Genomic DNA, 25346 nt, shown 5'->3' with positions numbered 1-25346 from the left:
GCCATGGCCGCGGCCGCTCCTACTCCTCGACGAGCAGCTTCTCGCGGAGCTGGGCCAGGGTCCTGGCCAGCAGCCGGGAGACGTGCATCTGGGAGATGCCGACTTCCTGGGCGATCTGTGACTGGGTCATGTTTCCGAAGAAGCGCAGCAGCAGGATTCGCTTCTCGCGAGGCGGGAGGTCCTCGAGGAGGGGCTTGAGGGACTCGCGGTACTCGACGCCCTCCAGTGCCTCGTCCTCGGATCCCAGGGTGTCCGCGACCGCCGGGGACTCGTCGTCCGTGTCGGGGACGTCCAGGGACAGCGTGGAGTAGGCGTTGGCCGACTCCAGACCCTCCAGGACCTCCTCCTCGGAGATGCCCAGCTTCTCGGCCAGCTCGTGGACCGTGGGGGAGCGGCCGTGCAGCTGCGAGAGCTCCGCGGTCGCCGTGGTCAGCGCGAGCCGCAGCTCCTGGAGCCTGCGCGGGACGCGCACCGCCCAGCCCTTGTCACGGAAGTGCCGCTTGATCTCACCGACCACCGTCGGCGTCGCGTACGTCGAGAACTCGACGCCGCGCTCCGGGTCGAAGCGGTCCACCGACTTGATCAGGCCGATGGTGGCGACCTGGGTGAGGTCGTCCAGCGGCTCGCCGCGGTTGCGGAAGCGGCGTGCGAGGTGCTCGACGAGCGGGAGGTGCATGCGGACCAGCTGGTTGCGCAGCTCCGCGTACTCGGCGCTGCCGTCCTTCAGCTTGCGCAGCTCGATGAACATCGTCCGCGCCCCGCTGCGGTCCTGGGGGTCGTGCCGGATCTGCTGGGCACTCGGCCCGTGCTGCGCGCCCTGCACGCTCTGCGCCTCCGGCTTGTCGTGCCGCTCGTGCTCGTTCATAGTCCCGCCCGTCACCATTCCCCGAGCTCCCGGCTCCGATCGGGCAGGGGAGGCCCCAAGCCGTCCGTCCGAGGACGTGCTCGGCGCGGCACCCTCCGGATCCCGTTGCCCGTCGCCCTGGCCGGAGAGCTTCTCCCGTTCGTCCTCGTCGGCCGGCGCCGCCTCCGCGGACGCCGGGCCGTCCTCCGGGTGCGGCCGGGCCTGCTCGGGGATGCCGTCGACGGCGTCCGCGGCGCGCCGCGGCCCGCCGACACGCTCGGCGGGAAGCTCCCGTGTGCCGCGCTCTTCGTCCCGCACCGGCCCGTCCCCGTTCCTCACGCCGGCCCGGGTCCCGCGCCGCGCTGTTTGTAGAGGCTGATCGTCACGGTCTTGTCCTCGGCGACAGTGGATTCGACCTTGCCCGCGAGGGCGGAGAGGACGGTCCACGCGAAGGTGTCCCGCGCCGGGGCGTGACCGTCCGTAGTCGGCGCCGAGACAGTGACCTCCAGAGAGTCGTCGATGAGCCGGAAGACACAACTGAGCACCGAACCGGGGACGGCCTGTTGCAGCAGGATCGCGCAGGCCTCGTCCACCGCGATGCGCAAGTCCTCGATCTCGTCGAGGGTGAAGTCCAAACGGGCCGCGAGTCCGGCCGTGGCCGTACGCAGCACCGACAGGTAGGCGCCCGCGGCGGGCAGCCGGACTTCCACGAAGTCCTTGGTCGCGGGCTCGCCTGCGATCTGGGACACCCTCACCTCCATGGTGGTACAAGCTCTTTCAGGGGGCCGAGGGTCGCCCCCCGGGGTAACGCGCGATGTGGTTCAGCGGTGACGCTACCGCGCTCCCAAGTTTCCTGTCCCGGGGACCCCGCCCCTTGCTGTCACTCATAGTAAGCCTATGAGTACGGACAGTGGCTAGGGGTCTGCGGCCCCAATTAGGAAGAGCGCGCGCCGGGTTGACGTACCCAGGCGTCAGACGGTCGAACCGTCCGGATCGCGGGTCACACACGTATGTGATCCGCGAGCCCTGTCAGTATGCCGTCGACGCCGCAGTCGAGGGGTCATACGAGTACGTGGTCGACGAAGCACCAACGCCAGCTCTCACCGGGCTCGAACGTGCGCATGATCGGGTGCCCGGTGTCCTTGTAGTGCTCCGTCGCGTGCCGCAGTGGAGAGGAGTCGCAGCAGCCGAGGTGCCCGCACTCCAGACACAGGCGGAGCTGCACCGGGTGCGTGCCGGCGGCCAGGCACTCCACGCAGGTCTCGCTCAGGGGCTCGGGCTCGGGGTCCGGCAGCGCGTCGGCGTGCGTGCACTGTTTCATGATTGCCAGATTACGTCGGGTGTGCGGTAAGCCGCGCGGAAACGAGAGCGGGCGGAAAGACGATGCACATTTTGCCACTGCTTCTGCTGGTCGCCGGGAGCGCCGCGTGCGCCGCGGCAGCCCGCCGCACGCCGATCCCGGCACCACTGCTGCTCGTCACGGTGGGCCTGGTGATCTCGTACGTCCCCGGAGTGCCCGCGTACGAACTCGACCCCGACATCGTGCTCCCGCTGCTGCTGCCCCCGCTGCTGTACACGGCGGCCACCGACAGCTCGTACCTCGATCTGCGGGCGCAACTGCGCCCCGTCGCACTGCTGTCGGTCGGCTATGTCCTCTTCGCGACGCTGGCCGTCGGCTGGGCCATCTATCTGATCGTGCCGAGTCTGCCGCTGACCGCGGCGCTGGTCCTTGGAGCGGTGGTGGCGCCGCCGGACGCGGTCGCGGCCACGGCGGTGGCGCGCCGGGTGGGGCTGCCCTCGCGGATCACCACGATCCTGCAGGGTGAGTCCCTGGTGAACGACGCGACCGCGATCACCGCCTTCAAGGTGGCGCTCGCCGCGGCGGTCGGCGAGGGCGCGACCTGGGCAGAGGGAATCGGCGAGTTCCTGCTCGCGGCGGTCGGCGGCGTCGCCGTCGGGCTGCTCCTGATGGTGCCGCTCCACTGGCTGCGCACCCACCTGAAGGAAGCGCTTCTCCAGAACACCCTCTCCTTGTTGATCCCCTTCGTCGCGTACGGGGTCGCCGAGCAGGTGCACGCCTCCGGGGTGCTCGCCGTGGTCGTCGTCGCCCTCTACCTCGGACACCGTGCCTGGGAGGTCGATTTCGCCACCCGGCTCCAGGAGGAGGCGGTGTGGAAGATGGTCGCCTTCGTCCTGGAGTCGGCGGTGTTCGCGTTGATCGGCCTGCAACTCCCCGTCGTCCTCACGGGGCTTGGGGCGTACGAGGGTGTCGACGCCGCCTGGTACGCGGTGGCCCTCTTCCTCGTCGTGGTCGTGACCCGGTTCGTGTGGGTGTATCCCGCGACCTTCCTGCCACGTATTTTTTCAGCGCGAATCCGCAAGCGCGAGGACAACCCGACCTGGAAGGGCCCGTTCGTGATCGCCTGGGCCGGGATGCGGGGGGTGGTCTCGCTTGCCATCGCCTTCTCGATCCCGCTGACCATTGATGGCGGCGAAGACTTTCCCGATCGCAATCTGATCCTCTTCCTGACCTTCACGACGGTCATCGGGACCCTCGTCGTGCAGGGTCTGACGCTGCCCCCGCTGATCCGCCTCCTGAAGCTGCCGGGGCGCGACGTGCAGACCGAGACGCTCGCCGAGGCCAACGCCCAGGCGCAGGCCTCCAGGGCCGCAGAAAAGCGCCTCGACGAGCTCCTGGAAGACGAACGCAACGCCCTGCCCCCACCACTCGCCGACCGCCTCCGCACGGTCCTGGAACGCCGCCGAAACGCCGTCTGGGAGCGCCTCGGCGCGGTGAACCCGGTGACCGGCGAAACCGCCGACGACACCTACCGCCGGCTGTCCGGCGAGATGATCGACGCCGAGCGCGCTGTCTTCGTACGGCTGCGCGACCTCCGCTTCATCGACGACGAGATGCTGCGGACGCTGCTGCGCAGGCTGGACCTGGAGGAGGCGGCGGCGTACCGGGAGACGACGTGAGGGGCCCTCACGCCACCGTGAGCACGCGCCCCGCACATCCCGCGCATGTCATGGGGTCGGGTCGTCCGGTCGTCTGTCGCGGGGGAGCCGGATGGTGAAGACCGCCCCGTTGCCGGGCTTGCTGTCGGCGGTGATGGTTCCCCCGTGTGCCTCCACGAAGTGGCGGACGATGGACAGGCCGAGGCCGCTGCCGCCGGTGTGCCTGCTGCGGGACTTCTCGGCCCGCCAGAAGCGCTCGAAGACATGGGGCAGTTCTTCGGGTGCGATGCCGTTGCCCGTGTCCTCCACGGTGAGGACGGCCAGGTCGCCGCTCTGTCGGGCGGTGAGCGTGACCGTGCCGCCCGCGGGGGTGTGCCGGAGCGCGTTGGAGATGAGGTTGCCCAGGGCCTGGCGCATCCTCACCGGGTCGGCGTTCAGCCAGAGGCCGGGGTCGGTGTGCGTGCGCAGGTGGATGCCGGAGGTTTCGGCGCGGGTGCTGTGGGCCGAGACCGCCTGGGTGAGGAGTTCGTCCGCGGGCATGGGCCGGCGGTGCAGTTTCAGGGTGCCGGCGTCGGCCGCGGCGAGGTCGCTCAGGTCGTCGATGATGTGCTGCAGGAGCAGTGCCTCGTCGTGCAGGGAGGCGATGATCTCCGGGTCCGGGGCGAGCAGCCCGTCGCGGGTGACCTCCAGCCAGCCGCGGATGTTGGTCAGCGGGGTCCGCAACTCGTGGGCGATGTCGCTGACCATGGCCTTGCGCTCGGCTTCCAGCTGTTCGCGGCGCGCGGTGAGGTCGTTGAAGGCGGCGGCCAGATAGCCGGTCTCGTCCTTGGTGGTGACGGCGACGCGGGTGTGCTGGTGCGGCGGCTGCTGGGCCGCGGCCGTCAGGGCTCGCAGGGGACGGACGAGACGGGTCGCGACCACGGCGGTCATGGCGACGGTGACGGCCAGGACCAGCCCCGTGACCCCGATGATCTTGGTTTTGTTGGCGGGGGAGAGGTCGAAACCCGCGGGCTGCCCGCCCAGGTTGCCCAGGTAGAGCCTGGCCCTCGGGGCGACGTAGGGGTCGAGCTGGGTGCGGCGCGCGTTCTCGACACAGGTCGGCGCCTGCTGTCTGCCGCTGGAACGGCGGACCGCGTCACCCGCCGGCGAGCCGGGAACGAAGTCCATCCACGGTTGGAGGGCCTCGTCCCGCCCCTGGGCGAAGCAGGGCCCGGCCAGAGCGTTGAGTTCGCTCAGCGCCTTCTGCTCCGTGGGCGTGGGCGCGTCGAGCATGTCCCCGGGGCAGTCCCGCGTCGGGGATCCGTCGCCGGCGTCGGCGACGACCACCGTACGGCCGCTGGGAAGCTGTCGGAGGCTGCCTTGGAGCCCGTACATCCGCATGCATTTCTCGGCGACCGTTCTCACCTTCGCCCGTTCGATCGGGGAGAGCAGGTACGGTCCCACCACCCGCGGGTCGAGTCCGGCGAGTTGGGCCCCCGGCTCGGTGTACGTGTCGGTGGTCAGCGGGTCGATGGTGGCCGAGGCGCGGGCGGGCAGGGCGGTCTTGGGGGCGGCGGAGTCGGCGATGGTGCGGCCGGTCTCGGTCGTCAGGGCGATACGCCGTCCCGTGGTGCGGGAGAGCGAGCGCACCGAGGTCTGTACGCCCTTCCAGTCGGCGTGCGTCGCGGCGAAGCCGCTGAGCCGGCGGAGGATGTCGGTGTCGTCGGAGAGCACCTGGCCGCGTTCCTCCTGGATGGCCCGTGTGGTGGTCTGTACGGCCAGCCAGGCGGTGGCGCCCACGGAGAGTACGGCGATGGTCATGGAGGTGAGGAGGAGCCGTACCAACAGGCTTTTGCGCCAGGGGATGCGGGGACCGGGCGTCATGACGGCGGTCCGGTGAGTTTGTAGCCGACGCCGAAGACGGTCAGCAGCCGGACGGGTGTGCGGGGATCGGGCTCGATCTTCTTGCGCAGGTTCATGATGTGTACGTCGATGGCGCGCTCGGTGGACGCGCGGTCGTGGCCCCGCGTGTGCTGCAGCAGTTGACGGCGTGAGAAGACCCGGTCGGGTTCCGCGGTCATGGCGTGGAGGATGGCGAATTCGCCGGGAGTGCACAGGACGGGGCTGCCGTCGCAGGTCACCTCGTGGCGTTCGGGATCGACGGTGATGCCGCCTGCGCGGAGCACGGGGGAGAGGTCCGTGGGGCGCAGGGTGCGGCGCAGCACGGTGCGGATGCGGGCCAGCAGTTCCCGTGGGCTGTACGGCTTGGTCATGTAGTCGTCCGCGCCGAGTCCCAGGCCGAGCAGCACATCGTCCTCGGTGGAGCGGGCGGTGAGCATGAGAACGGGTATGTCCCCGTTCTCCCGCAGCACCCGGCACACGCCGAGACCGTCGATCTTGGGCAGCATCAGGTCCAGGACGACCAGGTCGGGTCTGCGCCGGGCGGCTTCGTCTATCGCGGCCCGCCCGTCGTGGACGACGACGGGGGTGTGACCCTCCTGAAGCAGCAGCCGTCGTATGAGCTCGGCCTGCATTTCGTCGTCTTCCGCGACCAGGATATGTGCGCACACGCGGCCGACTCTAAGCGCGGGCAAGCGGCATTCAGGACCTTGTGCGGGCTATCCCACACCCTGACAACTTCCTGATATCCGCGAGCCAGGCTGGGCTGATGCCCTTGGGCGTGTTCGGCCCCGGCGGCGTCACGCCGGGTGACGGCCCGACCTCGTGAGTCGGCGCTGACCAGTTCCTCATATGTCCCTTCCAGGCTGAGGAACATGACTTCATCAATGCGCCGCCTGCCTCGACGGCGGTTTCTCCGTGCCCCGTTCGGGGACCGCCAGGCGGCCACCTTCGGCATCCCGGGCCGGAACCGGCTGGGGATACCGGCCGCTGTGCTGGCCCTGTCCGTCACCGTCGCCGGATGCGCGGGCGCGGGGGCGGTGACGGGCGGCGAGGTGGCCGCCGCAGCGCCCGGTGCGTCGGCCGCCGCCCCCGGCACGACACAGGCCATGCCCGGGCGGACATCCGCGGACAGTGAAGCGTCGTCCGCCCCGGCCGCCCCCGCGGTGCTGCCGGGCCTCGGTGCGCGGACGCGGGCCGAGATCCCTGCGAACGCGCGCCAGGTCCTGCTGGTCACCGGGCAGGGCAAGGACTCCTCGACCTCGCGGGTGGTGCTGTACCGGCGCACCGGCGCGGGCTGGGAGCCGGGAGCCACCTGGCCCGCTCACAACGCCCGCCGGGGCTGGACGGACGACCACCATGCCGGTGATCTCCGGTCGCCCATCGGCGTGTTCTCCCTCACCGACGCCGGCGGACTGCTCGCCGATCCCGGCAGCAGGCTGCCGTACAACCACTCGCGGGGCTTCACCATCGGCGGCACGGGCTTCGAGGGTGAGCCGCTCGAGGGCTCCTTCGACTACGTCGTCGCGATCAACTACAACCGCGAGGCCGGGACCTCACCCCTCGACTGGACCCGCCCTCTCGGCGCGGACAAGGGCGGCGGCATCTGGCTGCACGTCGACCACGGAGGGCCCACACACGGCTGCGTGAGCCTGAAGAAGGAGCACATGAAGGAACTCCTGCGCACGCTCGACCCCGGCCGGCACCCGGTGATCGTCATGGGGGACGCCGAATCCCTCGAACGGTGAGGGTGGGCTTCCCAGGTGATCAGGGGTGATCAGGCGAGCGGTGCTCCTGTGATCACGGCCGCCACCGTCGCTCCGCGGGGAAACGCGCCCTCCTCGGCCAGGGTGACAAGTCCGTACAGCATCTTGGCGACATAGAGACGTTCGACGGGCAGGCCGTGGCGGTGTTCGAAGTCCTCGGCGAATGTGCCGAGTTCGGGGGTGGTGCGGGCGTAACCGCCGAAGTGGAAGCGTTCGTCGAGGGACCAGTGGCCTTGGCGGGCGCCGAAGGCGGTGACCTGGAGGGCCTGTATGTCGGCGCTCAGGAAGGCGCCCTTCAGGACGGGTACGCCCAGGGCGCGCTGATCGGGAGCGAGCCCGGCGGCCAGGCCCGCGAGTGTGCCGCCGGTGCCGCAGGCCAGGGCGACGACGTCGGCTTGGCCGCGCAGCTCCTCGCCGAGTGCCTGGCAGCCGCGTACGGCAAGGGAGTTGCTGCCTCCCTCGGGCACGACGTACGCGTCCTCGGCGTCCAGCGTGCGCAGGATCGCGGCGAGTGTCTCCGGCTCGGTCTTGTGCCGGTACGTCGATCTGTCGACGAAGTGCAGCCGCATGCCGTCCGCCGCACACCGGGCGAGCGAGGGGTTGAGGGGGCGCCCGGACAGCTCCTGGCCGCGGACCACGCCGATGGTGGGCAGCCCGAGGAGACGGCCCGCGGCGGCCGTGGCCCGCAGGTGGTTGGAGTACGCCCCGCCGAAGGTGAGCACCGCACGGCCCGCTGCCGCCGCCAGGTTCGGGGCCAGCTTGCGCCACTTGTTGCCGACCAGCTCGGGGTGGATCAGATCGTCCCGCTTGAGCACCAGCCGGACGCCGTGACGCCCGAAGCGCTCGTCCGCGACGTCCTGCAACGGCGACGGCAGCCGGGGCCGCAGGCCTGCGAGGTCGAGCGCTTCGGGGGCGCCGGTGATGCCGGTTCCCTCGGGGTCGTCTGTGCTGGTCACTCGGCCATTGTCGGACATACGTCCGGGACCCGGCCTCCGGAGGAGATGTCCGGAGTGGGGTGCCGCCGACCCCCGGGCGGGGCGGTCGCGGGCGTGGCTCTGCGGGGCACGCGTGTCACTTCAGCCGGTCGCGGACGCGCTCCCTCATGGAGTCCATCGTGAAGCCGCGGGGGTCGATCTTGCCCGGCTGCCATTCCAGGTGGCCGATCACCGAGCGCTCCGTCCAGCCGTGGTGGCGGCAGATCGCGGCGGCGACCTTCTCGATGGTGCTCAGCTGGACTTCGGGCCAGGGGTCCTCGCCGTTGCCGAGGTTCTCGCATTCGAAGCCGTAGAAGTGGCGGTTGCCGTCGGTGTTCGCCTCGTTGTCCGGAGGGAGTCTCTTCGCCGCGATCACGGCGCGCAGTACGTCGTCGTCACCGAGGCCCGCGTGGTTGACGCGGCCGTAGCCGACGAGATGGACGACACCGTCCTTGGTGATGACGCCGTGGCACAGCGGCCCGGGCAGCTCCGCGTAACCGTCCCGGCAGAGCTCGACGGTGGCCTTGCTGCCCGAGGTCACCGTGTGATGGATCATCACGCCGTACACCGGACCCCACGGGCCCTTGTGATTGCGGTTGTGACGTTCCCAGTCGCCGACCTCGACGACCGTGACGCCCGCCTCCCTGAGCCGGTCCAGGAAACCGCCCGCGGACATGGGTGGGGCCACGACCGCCTCCTTCACGCTGCACGCCGGCCGCCTGTCGCGGCCGTCTCGTACCGCCGCTTGTACCCGGAACCCGGTGGCAGGGCCCAGTCGTTCGCACGGTGTGCGAGCCGATTCGGTCAGTGGCTCGCGGCGGTGCGCCGTGGCGCGAGGAGGAGCCCGGGATCAGCTGTGGAGGAAGCTGTCTCCGTGCGTCGCGATGTGGTTCTCCAGCGCCTGCAAGGCCTGTTGCGTCGCCTGCGGAGAGCCGCTGCCGCGCCGCTCCGCCAAGTACGCGGCGCCCAGTTTCTTCAACAGGTCGCCGCCCGCGCGCTGTGCCTGCACGTCGTCGATCTTCTGCTTGCCCTGCGTGAGCCCTCGCTGCGCCTGTTCTTTGGCGCGGTCCAGAAAGCCTGCCATGACCGTCTCCCGTCCTCGTATGTCGAAGCATCAGCCGAAGCGTCGATCGAAGCATCGGTCACAGCGTCAAACGGTTGGCCGGATCTTGGAGTTCCCGACCGCAACAACCGCGCGCTGTTCGACGAATCGGCGATTTTCGGCTGTGTGCCCACTCCTTGGTGATCCATTCCCCCTCATTCGTGTAATAGCACTGGCACGCTCCGTGATGAAAGGCTTCCTCTCGCAGATCAGTGCACGAATGGGAGGGCAATTTTCATGTCGGTAGGCGAAGAGGTCCGCGCGGGTCAGGGCAAGCCGCAGCAGAGTCTCGGCACATCCGCCGCGCGGAACCTGGCCACCACCACCAAGTCCGCACCGCAGATGCAGGAGATCAGCTCGCGCTGGCTGCTGCGGATGCTTCCGTGGGTGAATGTGCAGGGTGGTACGTACCGCGTGAACCGGCGGCTCAGCTACTCCGTGGGCGACGGCCGTGTGACATTCGTGAAGACCGGTGACCGCGTCCAGGTCATTCCGGCGGAGCTCGGCGAGCTGTCGGTGCTGCGGTCGTACGAGGATCAGGAGGTGCTCGGCGAGCTCGCGCAGCGTTGCCAGCAGCGGGAGTTCGCACCGGGGGAGGTGCTCGTCTCCTTCGGCAGCCCGTCCGAGGAGGTGTTCCTCCTCGCCCACGGCAAGGTGGAGAAGATCGGCACGGGTCCCTACGGGGACGACGCGGTCCTCGGCGTCCTCGCCGACGGCGCGTACTTCGGTGAGCAGGCACTCATCGACCCGGACGCCATCTGGGAGTACACGGCCCGCGCCGTCACCGCGTGCACCGTGCTCACCCTGCCCCGCAACGACCTCGAACAGGTCGCGGAGCGCGCCGAGTCCCTGCGCGACCACCTCCAGGAGCTGCGCGCGATTCCGGAGCAGCGCGCCAACAAGTACGGCGAGAAGGAGATCGACCTCGCGGCCGGCCACACGGGAGAGCCGGACATCCCCGGCACCTTCGTGGACTACGAGGCCGCGCCGCGCGAGTACGAACTGAGCATCGCCCAGACCGTGCTGCGCCTCCACTCGCGCGTGGCCGATCTCTACAACCAGCCCATGAACCAGACCGAGCAGCAACTGCGGCTCACGGTCGAGGCGTTGAAGGAGCGCCAGGAGCACGAACTCATCAACAACCGGGAGTTCGGGCTGCTCAACAACTGCGAGTACGAACAGCGGCTGCAGCCGCACGACGGTGTGCCCGGACCCGACGACCTCGACGAACTGCTCAGCCGCAGGCGCGGCACCAAGCTGCTCCTCGCCCACCCGCGCGCGATCTCCGCGATCGGCCGCGAGCTGAACAAGCGCGGACTCGTCCCGGAGACCATCGAGATGGCCGGCAACCGCATCCCGACCTGGCGCGGGGTGCCGATCTACCCGTGCAACAAGATCCCGGTCAGTGACACCCGTACGACCTCGATCATCGCCCTGCGTACGGGCGAGGCCGAACAGGGCGTCATCGGGCTTCAGCAGGCGGGCATCCCGGACGAGATCGAGCCGAGCCTGTCGGTGCGCTTCATGGGCATCAACGAACAGGCGATCATCTCCTACCTGGTGACGGCGTACTACTCGGCCGCGGTGCTCGTGCCCGACGCCCTCGGCATCCTGGAGAACGTCGAGATCGGCCGCTGGCGGTGACGACCGGTACGCCGGAGGTTGTGTCCTCGCCCGACCGGGCGGGTAGACCCGGTAGACCGGTGTCGCCGCAGAGGCCGGCCGAGAGCCTCGAAAGGCGGAGCCCCATCGGGAGGGCCATGGATGAGCAGGTCCCGCCGAGCCCGCGGTGGGGGTCTCCCCGTTCGAGCGAGACCGAGAGTGGGGGAGGGCAGGAGGCGGCGGGGATCCTGGAGGGTGCCCGGGCGTCCGTCGACCCCGAGCTGCGCAGGGCCATCGATTCGCTGCCGGGCTCGATACGCCGGATCGCGCTCTACCACTTCGGCTGGGAGCACGCGGACGGTACGCCCGCGGCGGGCAACTCCGGCAAGGCGATCCGGCCCGCGCTCGTGCTCGCAGCGGTCCGCGCACTCGGCGGACAGCATGCGAACGCCGTACGGGCGGCCGCCGCCGTGGAGTTGATACACAACTTCACGCTGCTGCACGACGACGTGATGGACCGGGACACCACCCGCAGGCACCGGCCCACCGCGTGGACCGTGTTCGGCGACGCCGACGCGATCCTCGCCGGGGACGCCTTGCAGGCGCTGGCTCAGCGGCTGCTCGCCGAGGATCCGCATCCGGCGTCCTCGGCGGCCGCCGCACGGCTCGCGTCCTGTGTCGTCGAGCTGTGTGCGGGGCAGCATGCGGACACCGACATGGAGAAGCGCGGTCCCGACGAGGTCACCCTCGACGAGTGCCTTGCCATGGCGGAGGCCAAGACCGGTGCGTTGCTCGGGTGTGCCTGTGCGCTGGGTGCGTTGTACGCGGGGGCGGGGGATGAGGACGTCGAGGCGCTTGACGCGTTCGGTCGTGAGGCCGGGCTCGCCTTTCAGCTGATCGACGATGTGATCGGGATCTGGGGGGATCCGAGCCGTACCGGCAAGGCTGCCGGGGCGGACCTCATCGCCCGTAAGAAGTCGCTGCCCGTGGTGGCCGCGCTCGCCTCGGGTACGCCTGCGGCGGTCGAGCTGGCCTCGTTGTACGGGGTTCCTTATGAGGAGGGGGAGTTGGAGCGGACGGTGCTGGCCGTCGAGCGGGCGGGCGGTCGGGACTGGGCGCAGGTCCAGGCGGCCGACCGGATGGCTCGGGCGATGCATGAGCTGTCTCGGGCGGTGCCCGATCCGGAGGCGGCGGGTGGGCTGCTGGCGCTGGCGGAGTTCGTGACGCGGCGCAGTAACTGACTCCGTCGGTGGGGTGGTTGATGCCCCCGGTGTCTCCGGGGTCCTTGGTTCTGTACGGCACCTGACCTCCGTACGGTTACTGGGCTCCGGTTGGTCCCGCACATCCCCACGGTGTGCGGGGCCTGTTTTTTCGCCCCCTCCGCCCCTACCCGTCCCTTGTTCCTGGGGGCTCCGCCCCCAGACCCCCGTTCGCCCGAAGGGCTCGTCCTCAAACGCCGGACGGGCTGGAAGATCTCCCCCGGCCGGGCTGAAAGATCACCCCCGGCTGGGTTGAAAGATCTCCGGGCGGGCTGAAATCTCGTGGCCCGTCCGGCAAGATCTCAACCGCCGTACGATCAGCGGCGGTTGAGGCAAAGGGGCTGAGGGCGTGGGCGTGGTGATCCGGACCGCGGGTGATGGGGACCGGGAGTTTGTCATCCGGTTGTTGGACGAGGCGTTTCAGGATGATCCCGTGAGCGGTTGGGTTTTTCCGGACAGGGCGCATCGGCGGGCTACGCATCACAAGCTGATGGGTGCCTTTGCCGACGTCGTGCTTGCCGAGGGGCGCGTCGATGTCACCGAGGACGGGGCGGCGTGTGCGCTGTGGCTGTCCGTGCCTGCCGATGAGCATGGCGACGAGGACGGGCCCGGGCAGTTGCGTGAGGCCGTCGACCCGGAGAATGAGCGGGTGGAGCTCATCGGCCGGTTGACCGCGGGGATCCACCCGGCGGGCCGGGCCCACGAGTACCTGTGGATGATCGCCGTGGCGCCGGGACGCCAGGGTGAGGGGCTCGGCACCGCGCTCATCGAGTCGGTCCTCGACCGTTGCGACCGCGAGGGGACGCCCGCGTACCTGGAAGCGAGCAGTGCCCGCAGCCGCAAGCTGTACGAGCGGCTCGGCTTCGAGCTGACCGGCCGGCCCCTCGACCTGCCCGGCGGCCCGCAGATGTGGCCCATGTGGCGCGAGCCGCAGGCCTAGGGCAGCCCTAGTCCTTCTCGGGAGCGCCGTCCGGCACGATCGTCGCCACGATCCGTTCCACCAGGCCGTCCGGGACGGTGACCTCCGGCAGTACGCCGTCCAGGACGCCCGGGAGTGTCAGGTGTTCCAGGAGCAGGCCGAGCATGGCGAGGTAGAGGACGGTCACGGTCTCGTCGCTGCCGGGCAGGCCGGCGGTGCGGTGGAAGTCCATGCCGTCCACCAGGTCGCCGCGTACCGACTTGGTGTACGAGGCACGCAGGGCAGGGCGGCGGGTGGCCTCCAGGCGCATTTCGAAGAGGGCGAGATAGCCCGTGCGGTCGCGGATGGCGCGGGCCATTACGTCGCGCATGAACTCCAGGACCAGTGAGCGGTCCTTCGGGCCCTTCAGCAGCTCGGCGATCACCGACGGGTCGGGTGCGAGGCGCTGGTGGATGCGGGCGTCGACCTGGGCCAGCAGGTCGTCGCGGTCGGTGAAGTAGTTCGACGAGGTGCCCACCGGCACGCCCGCCCCGGCGTCCACCGCGCGGAACGTCAGTCCCCGCGCGCCCTCCCGTGCCAGCACCTCGACGGCCGCGTCGACGAGAGCCGCCCTGCGCTCCGGGTTCCTTGCCATCCGGGTTTCCTCCCAAAATCTCGCCGGTGCCACCAAAACGCTTGCAACCACTACAGGTGAAGTACTATAACTGCAGTGGTTCAAGGGTGGCCACCGGAGTCGCCATGAACGCTGACCACGAAAAGAGACCCGCTTGCGCAAGCTCACCTACTTCATCGCGTGTTCGATCGACGGCTTCATCGGAGCCCCGGACGGCGACGCGCAGTCGTTCATGCCGTTCGTCGACGCGGAGTACCTCGAGGACTTCCTGAAGGCGGAGTACCCGGAGACCCTGCCGACCCACGCCCGCCGCCCGCTCGGCATCGACGACCTGGAGAACCGCAACTTCGACACGATCATCCAGGGCCGCGCCAGCTACGACCTCGCACTGGACCTCGGCGTCACCAGCCCGTACGCGCATCTGCGTGAGTACGTCGCCTCGCGGAGCCTCAAGGAGTCGCCCGACCCGCACGTCGAGATCGTTGCGGACGACGTCGTCGGGAAGGTCCGTGAACTCAAGGCGGAGGACGGCGAGTTCGGCATCTATCTGTGCGGCGGCTCGCAGCTCGCGGGCGCGTTGATCGACGAAGTGGACGAACTGGTCATCAAGACGTACCCGGTGGTCCTCGGCTCCGGTATGCCGATGTTTGGCTCCGGTTTCGACGTCGCCGAGTTCGCGCTCGACCAAGTACGCGTGTTCAAGAACGGGGTGCTCGTGAGGACGTACAGCAGGAAGCGCTGAACGCCCTTCCGCAATACCCTGAAGGCATGGGCACCGATGAGTATGTTTGTTCCGCTTGCGGGCAGCCGGTCGCCACGGTCGTGAAGCGACACAAGACCTTGGGCGCATGGGTCCCCGTGTGGGTACCCGGACCCTGCCGGAACCCGGAGTGCAAGACGTATGCCGAGGAAGCCGAGGAGGAGCCCCGGGCCGCAGTTCGGCCCGAGGAGCCCGTCACGAAAAAAACCTAAGCGAGAGCGCGCGGCCGTGTAGAGAAACGCGGGCCGGCTCCGACGTCTCCTGCGAGAGCCGCCCGAAGAGGGCGGTCCGAACCGAGGAAACCAAGGAGCGGACTCATGAAGTACCTGGTGATGGTGCAGGGAACACAGGCCGACCACGAGGGCATGCGGGGCAACCCCTCCCCCGGCTCCCCGGTCTGGAGCGAGCAGGAGATTCAGGCCATGTACGCCTTCATGGGCGCGATCAACAATGACCTCTCCGAGTCCGGGGAACTGCTCGACGTGCAGGGGCTGGCCGAGTACGACCGGACCCGGCTGGTCACGGCCGACAAGGACGGCAAGCCCGTCATCACCGACGGGCCGTACGGCGAGACCAAGGAGCAGATGGCCGGCTTCTGGATCCTGGAGTGCGAGAGCCTGGAGCGGGTCACGGAGATCGCCGCGCGCGTCGCCCAGTGCCCCGTTCCCGAGGGATCCACCGAATACCCGGTGGTCATCCGGCCGATTCCGGACGGCTCCGGGGACATCTGAGGCGGATGAGCCGTCCGAGTCGTACGACCGAGGTCGAGGACCTGCTGCGCCTGCACGCGCCTCAGGTCCTCGGCGCGCTCGTACGCCGGTACGGGCACTTCGACGCCGCCGAGGACGCCGTACAGGAGGCGCTGCTCGCGGCTGCCGGGCAGTGGGCCGGCACAGGCGTGCCCGACAATCCGCGCGGCTGGCTGATCAAGGTCGCCTCGCGGCGGCTGACCGATGCCCTGCGCAGTGAGGAGGCGCGGCGGCTGCGGGAGGAGAAGGTGGCGGCGCTGACGCCCCGGGACGCGTTCGTGGCCCCGCCACCGGGCGCGGCCCGGGCGCCGAGCGAGGACGACACGCTCTCCCTGCTTTTCCTCTGCTGTCATCCGGAGCTGACCCCGTCCGGCCAGATCGCGCTCACCCTGCGGGCCGTCGGCGGTCTGACGACGGCGGAGATCGCCCGGGCGTATCTCGTGCCCGAGGCGACGATGGCGCAGCGGATCAGCCGGGCGAAGCAGCGGGTACGGGGGACGGCATTCGGGCGCCCGGAGGACTGGGAGGAACGGCTGCCCGCCGTCCTTCATACCCTCTACCTGATCTTCAACGAGGGGTACACGGCGACCTCGGGTGCGGCCCTCCAGCGGGCCGAACTCGCGGGCGAGGCCATCCGGTTGACCCGCTCGGTGCACCATCTCCTCCCCGAGGACCGCGAGGTGGCGGGGCTGCTGGCGCTGATGCTGCTGACCGACGCCCGGCGTCCCGCGCGCACCGGCCCGCACGGCGAACTGGTCCCGCTCGACGAGCAGGACCGCGGCCTGTGGGACAAGGCGGCGGTGGAGGAGGGCGTGGCGCTGGTGACGGAGGCTTTGTCGGTGTCTCGGGGTGGGGCGGGGCCGTATCAGCTGAGGGCGGCCATCGCCGCGGTGCATGACGAGTCGCCGTCGGCGGACGCCACGGACTGGCGCGAGATCCTCGGCCTCTACGACATCCTGGTCCGCCGGGTCCCAGGGCCCGTCGAGCGGCTCAACCGCGCGGTGGCGGTGGCCATGGTGCACGGGCCCCGGGCGGGCCTTGCCGAACTGGACCTGCTGGAGGGCGAGTCGGCGCTCGGGCATCGGCTCGACGCGGTACGCGGTCATCTGCTGGAGCGCGCGGGGGACGCGGCGGGAGCCCGTGCCGCCTACGAGTCGGCGGCCGGCAAGACCCTCAGCCTTCCCGAACAGCGGTATTTGCAGGCGCGCGCCGCCCGCCTCAGGCCTTAGGGCCTGTCCGGCGGATCATGTCGGAGACGCGGGGTGGCCGTAACATCAGCCGCTCCGCGGCGGGCGCCCATCTGCGGCGTTGTCGTCGGTCGCCATGGCTCCCTCCTCCGCCTTGCAGCTGCACGCACCACACCCCGCTCACCTGCGTCAGTGAGGCGCCGCCGATTTCCTCCGACCTGATCCGCCGGACAGGCACTAGCGTTCGGGTATGCCCGAACCTCTCCTTCACATCACCGAGCGCTCCCTGTGGGACGCGGCGCGCGCGTCCGGCGCCTACCAGATGTCCACCCGTGGCCGGACCCTCCAGGAGGAGGGCTTCATCCACTGCTCCCTGCGCCACCAACTCCCCAAGGTGGCCGCCTTCTTGTACGGCTCGTACGTCGGCCCCGACGAGCTGGTGGTCCTGGTGATCGACGCCGAACGGCTGGGCGTCCCCTTGCGGTACGAGGCCGTGGAGGCCGGGGGCGAGGAGTTCCCGCACATCTACGGACCGATTCCGGTGGAAGCTGTCGTGGACGTCGAGGTGTGGGACTCGGGCGAGGCGGCGATCGGCTAGCGCAGGAGGCCGCCAGTTTCGGGGTCGCGGGGCGTCAGGCAGTACGTGCCGCCCGACGGGTCCCGCATCACCGCCCAGCGGGCGCCCCGGCCGATGAGCGTGGCGCCGAGGAGCTCGTGGCGGATGCGGACCGCGTCGATGTCGGAGCAGGCGATGTCGAGGTGGGCGGAGGTGGGGCGCGCGGTACCGAGGCGTTGCAGGAGGATGCGGATCGGGAGCGCGGCCGGCGGCTTGACCACATGGAACTCCTCGAGCGCGCCGGGCTGGGACTCCCATCCGGTGAGGGCGCTCCAGAAGGCGATCTCCGCCTCGTACACGGCGGGCGCCAGGTCGATGCACACCTGGTCGAGGCGGCTGGTGACACCGGACGGCCCCTTGACCACCGGGGGCCGCGTCGACTCCCCGTGCCACGGCACCGCGCAGAACAACTGCCCACCGGGGGAACGCAGCACGGCCCACCCGGCGTGACCCGCGACGAGCTCGGCGCCCAGCAGCAGCGCCGACTCCACCGTTCCCTGTACGTCCTCGACGGCGAGGTCGAGATGCGCGCCCCCGGAGACCGCCCCCACGACGCCCTGAACCTTCACACAGGCGTCGGCGCCCCCGTCGGGCAGCAGGGTGACGAACTCGCCGCGTGCGCCGCGTCGTTCGGACAGCTTGGTGCGCGTGACCGCGGTCCAGAAGTCGCAGGCGGGCCCGAACTTCTTCATCGGCCGGTCGACAAAGGCGTAAGTCCACCGGATCGGCCCCGTCGGTGGGTCGCTCATGGGGGCTGTCATGGGGTCTTTTCTCCGATCAGGGCGTGCAGCGAGGTCTTCACGCGCGCGACGAACGCGTCCCGAGCGGTGGGGGAGAGGACGTCCAGGGACAGATACGGGTTGAGATCCTCCAGCTCGACGAGGAGGAGCTCACCGCCGGGCGCCCGGCAGGCGTCCACGCGCTGGATCCCGTACGCGATGTCGTTCCAGTCGACGAAGCGCTGCGCGAACTCCCGGTCCTGCTCGGTCGGTTCGTAGTGTTCCAGGGCCCACCGCTCGTCGGGGCGCGGCGCGTACAGGGCGTACTGGAAGGTGCGGTCCACGAAGTAGAAGGACACCTCGTAGCGGAAGTCGATGCGCGGCTGGACGAGGACGTCGCCGTACGCCGCCGGGTCGGTGAGCCGCTCACGGGGCACGAACTCGAGGCCTATGGAGTCCGCCCCCAGCTTCGGCTTCACCACGTACGTGTCGACGTCGGGGAGCTTGCCGAGGTCCTCCGCGCGGTCGATGGTGGGGATGACCGGATACCCCGCGGCCGTGAGCTCCAACAGGTACCCCTTCCCTGCCATGTCGCCCCTGCCCGACAGCTGGTTGTAGACGCGTACGCCGTCCGCGACCGCCTGCTCGCGGAAGGCGTCGTACCGCGCCTGGTAGTTCAGGACAGGGCCGCTGTTGCGTACGACCACCGCGTCGAAGGAGTGCATCAGCGCGGCCGCGTCCAGCGGGTGGCACACGGCGAGGTCGAACTCCTCGCGCAGCCGGGAGGTGAGGAAGATGTCCTCGTCGCAGTACCGGCGGCCCTTGGCGGGGTAGGCCAGGTCGCTGACGTACAGGATGCTGCGGCGCGTGGACGTCATGAGGTCTCCCGGTGATCGTGACCAGCCGATGGTAGGCCCGGTGCGTCCGGAGGGGCCGAGGGGCCGTCCGCGGGCGCGGTCAGGCGCGGGGGGACCGTTCGTTGAAGCGGAGGAGGTTGCCCGCCGGGTCGCGGAAGGCGCAGTCGCGGACGCCGTACGGCTGGTCCGTCGGTTCCTGGAGGACTTCGGCGCCGGCGGCCTCGACGCGGGCGAAGAGGGCGTCGCAGTCCGTCGTCGAGAAGATCACGCCGCGGAGCATTCCCTTGGCCAGCAGCTCGGCCATGGCCTGCCGGTCGGCCGGGGACGCGTTCGGGTCCGCCCCCGGGGGTTCCAGGACGATCTCCACATCCGGCTGGAGCGGCGAGCCGACGGTGACCCATCGCATGCCCTCGAAGCCGACGTCATTGCGGACTTCCAGCCCCAGGACGTCACGGTAGAAGGCGAGCGCCTTGTCGTGGTCGTCGACGGCGATGAAGCACTGGGACAGCTTTACGTCATCCATGGGTCCAATCATGGGTCCACGCTAGGGCCTGTCCGGCAGGATCCGCCCGACGGGCGTCAGAGGCGTGTGCCCGGTTCCGCTTCCGGGTTGCGGTGGCGGGACGGGCGGGTGAGGCGTTGGGCCACGCAGGACGGGATGGGGGCGCCGTGGTCGTGCGGCCGGGCGCGGTAGGCGCTGGGGGTCTCGCCGACCAGCTCCGTGAAGCGGGAGCTGAAGGAACCGAGCGATGTGCAGCCCACGGCGAAGCACACCTCCGTGACCGTCAGGTCGCCGCGGCGCAGGAGGGCCTTGGCGCGCTCGATCCTGCGGGTCATGAGATAGGTGTACGGGGTCTCGCCGAAGGCGGCCCGGAAGCTCCGCTGGAAATGGCCGGGCGACATCAGCGCGGTGCGCGCGAGCTCCGCCATCTCCAGCGGCTCGGCGTACTCACGGTCCATCCGGTCGCGGGCCCGGCGCAGCCGGACCAAGTCCTCCACCACAGTCACCCCACCAGGATGGCACGGGGCACTGACAGCCAGGCCGACGAACAGCTCGTTAACCTACTCGGATGACGGCCGAGCTGATCTTCCTCTCGCGGGTGTCCTATCGCGGCCGAGAGGTCGCAGGACCCCGGCTGCGCGGCCTGCTCGCGCTGCTGGCGGACGACCTGCGCACCGGATGCAGCACCGCCCGGCTCGTGGACGGGCTGTGGCCCGACGAGCAGCCGGAGAATCCGACGAAGGCGCTTCAGGTGCTCGTCTCACGGGCCCGTTCCCAGCTCGGCGCCGAGCTGATCGCCAGCACCGCCACCGGGTACCGGCTCACGCTCGGCGAGGACCAGGTCGACAGTTCCGCCGTCGTGCTCGCCGCCGGGGACAGCTCCCGGGCGGTCCAGGACGGCGACCACACCGCCGCCCTCGCACACGCCGAGGCCGGCCTCGCGCTGTGGGACGGCGCTGCCGACGACCTGGCGGCCGACCCGGTCTCCGCGTTACGGGCGGCGCGCGTCCCGGCGTACACGGCCCTGGTGCGCGCCCGCGCGCTGTCCCTGGCCCGCCTCGGACGCCGCGCCGAGGCCACCGAGGCCCTCACCGCCCTCGTACGAGAACACCCCCGCGACGAGGAGGTGCTCGCCGAGCTGCTGCGCTGCGAGGCCGCCACCGTCGGACCGGCCGCCGCCCTCGCCCGCTACGACACCTACCGCCGCACCCTGCGCGAAGACCTCGGCACCGAACCCGGCCCGGCCCTGCGCGCCCTGCACCAGGAGCTGCTGCGCGAAGAGGCCCCCGCCGTCCGGCGCGGTGTCCCGCACGAGCCCAACCCGCTGCTCGGGCGGGCCGAGGACATCGCGGCGGTCACGGACCTGCTCCGCACCTCCCGGGTCACCTCGATCGTCGGCGCGGGCGGCCTCGGCAAGACGCGCCTCGCGCATGTCGTGAGCCGTGCCGCCGAGCAGAAGTCCGTGCACTTCGTGGCGCTCGCCGGTGTCACCACCGACGCCGACGTGGCCGCCGAAGTCGCCTCCGCACTCGGCGTCAGCGAGCCCCGGCTCGCCTCCGCCGGCCACCTCGCCGTCTCCGCGGACGTCCTCGCCGGCATAGCCGGGGCCCTCGGCCCTGCCGCCCTGCTGGTCCTGGACAACTGCGAGCACGTCGTACGCGGCGCCGCCGACCTCGTACAGGCCCTCGTGTCCACCACCCGCGACCTGCGCGTCCTCACCACCAGCCGGGCCCCGCTCGGCCTCAGCTCCGAATCGGTGTACCTGCTCCCGGAGTTGAGCCTCGCGACGACCGTCGAGCTGTTCGGACAGCGGGCCCGGTCCGCGCGGCCCGGCGTCGAACTGCCGACGGCCACCGTCGAGGAACTCTGCCGTCACCTGGACGGGCTGCCGCTCGCGACGGAGCTGGCGGCCGCCCGCGTCCGCGTCATGTCGGTCACCGAGATCGCCCGCCGTCTCGACGACCGTTTCGCCCTGCTCAAGGGCGGTGCGCGCGACGCCCCGGAGCGGCACCGCACCCTGCTCGCCGTCGTCGACTGGAGCTGGAACCTGCTCGACACCGAAGGGCGGGCGGCGCTGCGCGGGTTGTCGGTCTTCCCGGACGGCTTCACGGCGGAGGCGGCGCGGCATCTCGTCGGTGAGGGCGACGTACTCGACGTACTCGACGTCTTGGAGAACCTCGTCGACCAGTCGCTGCTCAAGGTCACGGACACCGCGTCCGGCGTGCGCTTCCGAATGCTGGAGACCGTACGGGAGTTCAGTGCCGCCCGTCGGGAGGAGGCGTGCGGGACGGACCGTGCGACCGGCCAACTCCTGGAGTGGGCCCGCGACTTCGGGCGGACGCGGCACGAGGCGGTCCTCGACGCCGGCTCGGTCGCGGACCTGGACCGGATCCGCGCGGAGCAGGACAACCTCGTCCACGCGCTGCGGCTCGCGCAGGCCCGCGCCGACATGCCCACCGTCGCGGCGGTCACCGCGGTGCTCGCCGGTGCCTGGAACCTGGAGTCCAACTACGCCCGCACGGTCACGCTGTTCGAGGAGATCGGCCCGCTGCTGTCGCGTTTCCGGCCCGGGCCCGACGACGTCGAGGTCACCCGGACGGCGGCCGTGCTGTTCACCGCGAACCAGTTCATGCTGCACGGGCCGCGGACGCCCGCGGTGCGTTCCCTGGTCACCGTGCTCAGACTGCCCCCGGCCCCGCCGGACACCCTGGTCCGGGCCGCGGCGACGGTGCTGGGCGCCCTGCCGCAGGCGCTGCGCGGGGACCGCGTGGCGCTACGGGAGCTGTGCGACAGCCACGAGCCGCTGGTGGCCGGTGTCGCCAACGCCGTCGCGAGCTTCCTGGCGGAGAACGAGAACGACCCGCCGCAGGCCCTGGCGGCGGCCCGGCGGATGCTCGCCGCGCTCGACGGGCACGGCGGTCCCTGGACGCTGACCCAGGCGCACGCCCGGATCAGCGAACTCTGTCTCCAGCTGGAGCGGGGCGAGGAGGCGCTGAGCCATATCCAGGCGGCGGTGCGGCTCCAGGAACAGCTGCTCGGCCCCTCGGTCGACGCGCTGGGCGTCCGCTGGGCCATGGTCCTCGCCCATCTCCTGCTCGGCGCCTTCGACGAGGCGGAGCACTGGCTGGAGCAGACGGCGCTGAACCAGGCGGAGGACCCGTTCGGCATGCTGATGTTCGGCTACGGGGTGCGCGCGGAGATCCTGCTCGCGCGCGGGCGGACCGAGGAGGGGCTGCGGCTGTGGCGGCTGGCCGCCGATCCCGGGCACAGCCCGGAAGGGCCGCTCTTCGAGAAGGACCCGTCCGGCGTGGCCGGCGTGGACGACGTCGAGGCGTGGAACCTGGAGGCCCGGGCCGTCGCCGTGATCGCCCACGCCCAGCACGGCCGCCTCGACCTGGTGGAGCAGCTTGTACGTGAACTCCCGGGCAAACTCGGGGTGTTGCTCACCCACCCGACCGTCACGCAGCCGGCGTACGTGATGGATCTGCCGGTGTGCGGGGCGTTCCTGGTGGCGCTCGCGATGGTCGATCTGGAGCGGGGTTCGACGAAGACGGCGGCGCGGCTGTTCGCCCTGGCCGAGCGTTTCCGCTACCTCCGCGGCTTCCAGCCGACGATGTCCTCCGCCCGCGTACGGGAGGCGGCCGGACACGCCGACCGGGCGGCCTACGACGACGCGGTGTCGGCGTATGCCGCCCTGGGGCGTGTGGAGTTGCGGGGTGCGGCGCTGGAGGTGCTGCGCACCCGGGGTGACTGACCCGGTCACTTGCGGGCGCGGTCGTACGCCGACCGGGCCCAGAAGTAGCCCAGGACGCTGAGGCCGACGCACCAGGCGACCGCGATGAGCGCGCTGTTGCCGATCTCCGTGCCCATCAGCAGCCCTCGCAGCGTCTCGATGACCGGCGTGAAGGGCTGGTACTCGGCGAACCAGCGCACGCCGGTCGGCATCGAGTCGGTCGGCACGATCGCGCTGCCGAGGAAGGGCAGGAAGGTCAGCGGAGTCGGCGCGTTGCTCGCGGACTCGACGGTCCTGCTCACCAGGCCCATGGCCGCCGAGACCCAGGTGAGCGCGAGGACCACCATGGCGAGGACGCCGATGGTCGCGACCCACTCGACGGGCGTGGCGTTCGGCCGGAACCCGGTCAGCAGCGCGACACCGATGACCAGGACGACGCTCACCATCGTCTGGATCACGCCGCCGACGACATGGCCGTTCAGCACGGCGGCCCGGGAGATGGACATCGTGCGGAACCGGTTGACGATGCCCTCGGTCATGTCGACACAGACGGACACCGCGACGGCGATGGCTCCGGAGGTCGCGGCCATCAGGATGATGCCGGGGGCCACGTAGTCGACGTACTCGCCGCCGCCCTCCGAAGCCGGGCCGATGCCCGCACCGAGGGCGTTGCCGAAGACGTACACGAACAGCAGCAGCATGATGATGGGGATCGCGGCGCTGGTGAGCGTCATGGACGGGTAGCGCAGCGCGTGCCTCAGGTTGCGGCGGAGCATGGTCGCCGAGTCGGCGAGGGCGTAGGAGAGGGTGCTCATCGGACGGTCTCCTTGCGGGAGTCGGGGAGTTCGGCGGAGGCGCTCGTCGGGTTCGTGAGAGCGAAGAAGACGTCGTCGAGGTCGGGGGTGTGCACGGTGAGGCTCTCGGCCTCGATGGACTCGGCGTCCAACCAGTCGAGCAGGGCGCGCAGTTCGCGGCTGCTGCCGTCGCTGGGCACGTGGAGGGTGAGCGCGGTGTCGTCGCGGGACATCTCGCGCAGGGCGGCGGTGGCCCGCTGGTAGGCGGCCGGGTCGGCGAACCTGAGCCGTACGTGCCCGCCGGGGACGAGCCGCTTCAGCTCGTCGGGGGTTCCCTCGGCGACGACCTTCCCGCCGTTCAGTACGGCGATCCGGTCGGCCAACTGGTCGGCCTCTTCCAGGTATTGGGTCGTCAGGAACACCGTGACCCCGTCCGCGACGAGGTCCCGCACGATCTGCCACATGGAGTGCCGGCTGCGCGGGTCGAGACCGGTCGTCGGTTCGTCGAGGAAGAGGATGCGGGGGTCGCCGACCAGCGTCATCGCGATGTCGAGGCGCCGCCGCATCCCGCCGGAGTAGGCGGCGGGCAGCTTCTTCGCCGCGCCGGTCAGCTCGAACCGCTCGAGCAGCTCGGCGGCCCGCCGCCTGCCCTCCCGCCGGCCCAGATGGTGCAGGTCAGCCATCAGGACCAGGTTCTCCTCGCCGGTGAGCATGGCGTCCACGGCGGCGAACTGCCCGGTCACACCGATCTGTCCGCGCACCGCCTCCGCATCGCGTGACAGGTCGTGCCCGCCGACCCGCACCTCCCCGGCGTCCGCCTCGATGAGCGTCGAGAGAATCTGCACGGCCGTGGTCTTGCCCGCGCCGTTCGGCCCGAGCAGCGAGAAGACGGTCCCCGCGGGCACGGCCAGGTCGATCCCGTCGAGGACGACGTGATCGCCGTACGCCTTGCGCAGGCCGCTCGCGGTGATGGCCTGCCCCGCCTGCCCCGCTGTGGTTGTGGTGGTGCGTGTCGTGGTCATGGGAGGAGCGTGCGGGGCGGCGGCTTTACGGCGGTTTCACCGCGGTTTCACGGGTGGCTTCAGGCGAACCTCCGCCTCGCTTCCCAATGTTCCGTAAGGATCCCCACCTTCCGGTCGAACCGGCCGTCGATGAAGGACGTCGGGGCGCGCAGCACCGTGCGTCGGCCGTCCCTGGTGTGCACGACGACCTGACGTACGCCGAGGACGCGTCGGACCTCCAACCGGATGATGTCGGTCCAGGGGATCCGCCGACGCCGGTTGCCGCGCACGACGAGAGCCTCCTCGGTGAGGCTCACGCCGTGGTGCCTGTTCAGGAGGGCGATGCCGGCGGCGGCCACCACCGCCACCGACACGCATACTTTGACCTCGCTGAGCGGCATCGGATCGGCGGTGAACGCAAGGCCCGCGTAGACGAGCGCCGTGCCCCCGAGAATGCCGAGGAAGGCAGGAAGGGCCAGCTGGAGAGGCCCTTGCCTGAACGTGATCACCGCG

At 70.6% G+C, this 25346-nt stretch carries 27 protein-coding genes; 11 read left to right on the top strand and 16 right to left on the bottom strand.

What is annotated here, in order from left to right; all coding sequences use genetic code 11:
* Positions 1-19: 19 nt before the first annotated feature.
* The 3 genes from OG246_RS01150 to OG246_RS01140 form a co-directional block, all read right to left on the bottom strand.
* Positions 20-1183, bottom strand: a complete 1164-nt coding sequence (locus OG246_RS01150) for a SigB/SigF/SigG family RNA polymerase sigma factor (RefSeq protein ID WP_266454477.1) — start codon at positions 1181-1183, stop codon at positions 20-22.
* The gene (locus OG246_RS01145; protein ID WP_266454474.1) at positions 1180-1593 is read right to left on the bottom strand and encodes an anti-sigma regulatory factor; all 414 of its coding nucleotides are present in this window, start codon (positions 1591-1593) and stop codon (positions 1180-1182) included. Before OG246_RS01145 ends, OG246_RS01150 begins: the two co-directional genes overlap by 4 nt.
* A 311-nt stretch (positions 1594-1904) precedes the next feature.
* Positions 1905-2165, bottom strand: coding sequence for a UBP-type zinc finger domain-containing protein (locus OG246_RS01140; protein ID WP_266454473.1), 261 nt, complete (start codon positions 2163-2165; stop codon positions 1905-1907).
* Between the two features lie 62 nt (positions 2166-2227).
* Here OG246_RS01140 and OG246_RS01135 point away from each other — a divergent pair, with 62 nt between their 5' ends.
* Positions 2228-3823, top strand: a complete 1596-nt coding sequence (locus OG246_RS01135) for a Na+/H+ antiporter (RefSeq protein WP_266454471.1) — start codon at positions 2228-2230, stop codon at positions 3821-3823.
* 48 nt (positions 3824-3871) lie between these two features.
* On the opposite strand, the gene OG246_RS01130 is transcribed toward OG246_RS01135, so the two are convergent.
* Together OG246_RS01130 and OG246_RS01125 are read right to left on the bottom strand one after the other, a co-directional pair.
* Positions 3872-5665: a cell wall metabolism sensor histidine kinase WalK gene (locus OG246_RS01130; protein ID WP_266454468.1), complete on the bottom strand. Its 1794-nt coding sequence runs from the start codon at positions 5663-5665 to the stop codon at positions 3872-3874.
* Positions 5662-6351 (bottom strand): response regulator transcription factor, encoded by a 690-nt coding sequence (locus tag OG246_RS01125; protein WP_266454465.1) that lies wholly within the window; start codon positions 6349-6351, stop codon positions 5662-5664. The genes OG246_RS01130 and OG246_RS01125 overlap by 4 nt, the downstream gene beginning before the upstream one ends.
* A gap of 204 nt (positions 6352-6555) precedes the next feature.
* Here OG246_RS01125 and OG246_RS01120 point away from each other — a divergent pair, with 204 nt between their 5' ends.
* On the top strand, positions 6556-7428 hold the full coding sequence (locus OG246_RS01120) for a L,D-transpeptidase family protein (RefSeq protein ID WP_266454462.1): 873 nt from the start codon (positions 6556-6558) through the stop codon (positions 7426-7428).
* A 29-nt stretch (positions 7429-7457) separates the two neighbouring features.
* Here OG246_RS01120 and OG246_RS01115 read toward each other — a convergent pair whose 3' ends face one another.
* The 3 genes from OG246_RS01115 to OG246_RS01105 all read right to left on the bottom strand — a co-directional run bounded on the left by OG246_RS01115 (position 7458) and on the right by OG246_RS01105 (position 9504).
* Positions 7458-8420: a 1-aminocyclopropane-1-carboxylate deaminase/D-cysteine desulfhydrase gene (locus tag OG246_RS01115; RefSeq protein WP_266454460.1), complete on the bottom strand. Its 963-nt coding sequence runs from the start codon at positions 8418-8420 to the stop codon at positions 7458-7460.
* 97 nt (positions 8421-8517) lie between these two features.
* A complete protein-coding gene (locus OG246_RS01110; protein ID WP_266454458.1) occupies positions 8518-9108 on the bottom strand; it encodes an N-acetylmuramoyl-L-alanine amidase in 591 nt (196 codons plus the stop codon).
* A gap of 162 nt (positions 9109-9270) precedes the next feature.
* Entirely contained in the window at positions 9271-9504 is a 234-nt protein-coding gene (locus tag OG246_RS01105; RefSeq protein WP_266454455.1) for a hypothetical protein, read from the bottom strand.
* A 255-nt stretch (positions 9505-9759) separates the two neighbouring features.
* Here OG246_RS01105 and OG246_RS01100 point away from each other — a divergent pair, with 255 nt between their 5' ends.
* The 3 genes from OG246_RS01100 (at position 9760) to OG246_RS01090 (ending at position 13323) form a co-directional block, all read left to right on the top strand.
* Positions 9760-11166 carry a family 2B encapsulin nanocompartment shell protein gene (locus OG246_RS01100; RefSeq protein WP_266454453.1) on the top strand — a complete coding sequence of 469 codons (1407 nt, stop codon included), beginning with the start codon at positions 9760-9762 and terminating at the stop codon, positions 11164-11166.
* Positions 11167-11282: 116 nt separating this feature from the next.
* Positions 11283-12365: a family 2 encapsulin nanocompartment cargo protein polyprenyl transferase gene (locus OG246_RS01095; protein WP_266454451.1), complete on the top strand. Its 1083-nt coding sequence runs from the start codon at positions 11283-11285 to the stop codon at positions 12363-12365.
* A 367-nt stretch (positions 12366-12732) separates the two neighbouring features.
* Complete coding sequence (locus OG246_RS01090; protein ID WP_266454448.1) at positions 12733-13323, top strand: GNAT family N-acetyltransferase; 591 nt, start codon at positions 12733-12735, stop codon at positions 13321-13323.
* 7 nt (positions 13324-13330) lie between these two features.
* On the opposite strand, the gene OG246_RS01085 is transcribed toward OG246_RS01090, so the two are convergent.
* Complete coding sequence (locus OG246_RS01085) at positions 13331-13936, bottom strand: TetR/AcrR family transcriptional regulator (RefSeq protein WP_266454446.1); 606 nt, start codon at positions 13934-13936, stop codon at positions 13331-13333.
* Positions 13937-14069: 133 nt separating this feature from the next.
* On the opposite strand from OG246_RS01085, the gene OG246_RS01080 reads away from it, so the two are divergent.
* The 5 genes from OG246_RS01080 to OG246_RS01060 all read left to right on the top strand — a co-directional run bounded on the left by OG246_RS01080 (position 14070) and on the right by OG246_RS01060 (position 17209).
* The gene (locus OG246_RS01080) at positions 14070-14657 is read left to right on the top strand and encodes a dihydrofolate reductase family protein (RefSeq protein WP_266454444.1); all 588 of its coding nucleotides are present in this window, start codon (positions 14070-14072) and stop codon (positions 14655-14657) included.
* Between the two features lie 26 nt (positions 14658-14683).
* Positions 14684-14887, top strand: coding sequence for a hypothetical protein (locus OG246_RS01075; RefSeq protein ID WP_266454443.1), 204 nt, complete (start codon positions 14684-14686; stop codon positions 14885-14887).
* Between the two features lie 105 nt (positions 14888-14992).
* Positions 14993-15406 carry a YciI family protein gene (locus tag OG246_RS01070; protein ID WP_266454442.1) on the top strand — a complete coding sequence of 138 codons (414 nt, stop codon included), beginning with the start codon at positions 14993-14995 and terminating at the stop codon, positions 15404-15406.
* 5 nt (positions 15407-15411) lie between these two features.
* Positions 15412-16653, top strand: coding sequence for an RNA polymerase sigma factor (locus OG246_RS01065; protein WP_266454440.1), 1242 nt, complete (start codon positions 15412-15414; stop codon positions 16651-16653).
* Between the two features lie 208 nt (positions 16654-16861).
* On the top strand, positions 16862-17209 hold the full coding sequence (locus tag OG246_RS01060) for a DUF952 domain-containing protein (protein ID WP_266454439.1): 348 nt from the start codon (positions 16862-16864) through the stop codon (positions 17207-17209).
* Here OG246_RS01060 and OG246_RS01055 read toward each other — a convergent pair.
* The 4 genes from OG246_RS01055 to OG246_RS01040 form a co-directional block, all read right to left on the bottom strand.
* Positions 17206-17976, bottom strand: a complete 771-nt coding sequence (locus OG246_RS01055) for a VOC family protein (RefSeq protein WP_266454438.1) — start codon at positions 17974-17976, stop codon at positions 17206-17208. The two genes, OG246_RS01060 and OG246_RS01055, sit on opposite strands and share 4 nt — an antisense overlap.
* A gap of 8 nt (positions 17977-17984) precedes the next feature.
* Complete coding sequence (locus tag OG246_RS01050; protein WP_266454436.1) at positions 17985-18824, bottom strand: hypothetical protein; 840 nt, start codon at positions 18822-18824, stop codon at positions 17985-17987.
* Positions 18825-18903: 79 nt separating this feature from the next.
* Positions 18904-19326 (bottom strand): VOC family protein, encoded by a 423-nt coding sequence (locus tag OG246_RS01045; protein ID WP_266454434.1) that lies wholly within the window; start codon positions 19324-19326, stop codon positions 18904-18906.
* A gap of 56 nt (positions 19327-19382) precedes the next feature.
* Entirely contained in the window at positions 19383-19763 is a 381-nt protein-coding gene (locus tag OG246_RS01040; RefSeq protein WP_266463749.1) for a helix-turn-helix transcriptional regulator, read from the bottom strand.
* Positions 19764-19873: 110 nt separating this feature from the next.
* On the opposite strand from OG246_RS01040, the gene OG246_RS01035 reads away from it, so the two are divergent.
* Positions 19874-23059, top strand: a complete 3186-nt coding sequence (locus tag OG246_RS01035) for a BTAD domain-containing putative transcriptional regulator (RefSeq protein ID WP_266454433.1) — start codon at positions 19874-19876, stop codon at positions 23057-23059.
* A 5-nt stretch (positions 23060-23064) separates the two neighbouring features.
* On the opposite strand, the gene OG246_RS01030 is transcribed toward OG246_RS01035, so the two are convergent.
* The 3 genes from OG246_RS01030 to OG246_RS01020 are packed head-to-tail and all read right to left on the bottom strand — an operon-like array spanning position 23065 to position 25342.
* Positions 23065-23853 carry an ABC transporter permease gene (locus OG246_RS01030; protein ID WP_266454432.1) on the bottom strand — a complete coding sequence of 263 codons (789 nt, stop codon included), beginning with the start codon at positions 23851-23853 and terminating at the stop codon, positions 23065-23067.
* Entirely contained in the window at positions 23850-24854 is a 1005-nt protein-coding gene (locus OG246_RS01025; protein WP_266454431.1) for an ATP-binding cassette domain-containing protein, read from the bottom strand. Before OG246_RS01025 ends, OG246_RS01030 begins: the two co-directional genes overlap by 4 nt.
* Positions 24855-24913: 59 nt before the next feature.
* Positions 24914-25342 (bottom strand): hypothetical protein, encoded by a 429-nt coding sequence (locus tag OG246_RS01020; protein ID WP_266454430.1) that lies wholly within the window; start codon positions 25340-25342, stop codon positions 24914-24916.
* Between the last annotated feature and the right edge of the window lie 4 nt (positions 25343-25346).

The sequence above is a fragment of the Streptomyces sp. NBC_00620 genome (assembly GCF_026341825.1).
Lineage (GTDB): Bacteria > Actinomycetota > Actinomycetes > Streptomycetales > Streptomycetaceae > Streptomyces.
Note: the sequence above shows the minus strand (reverse complement) of the source record. Positions and strands in the feature narration are given on the sequence as shown.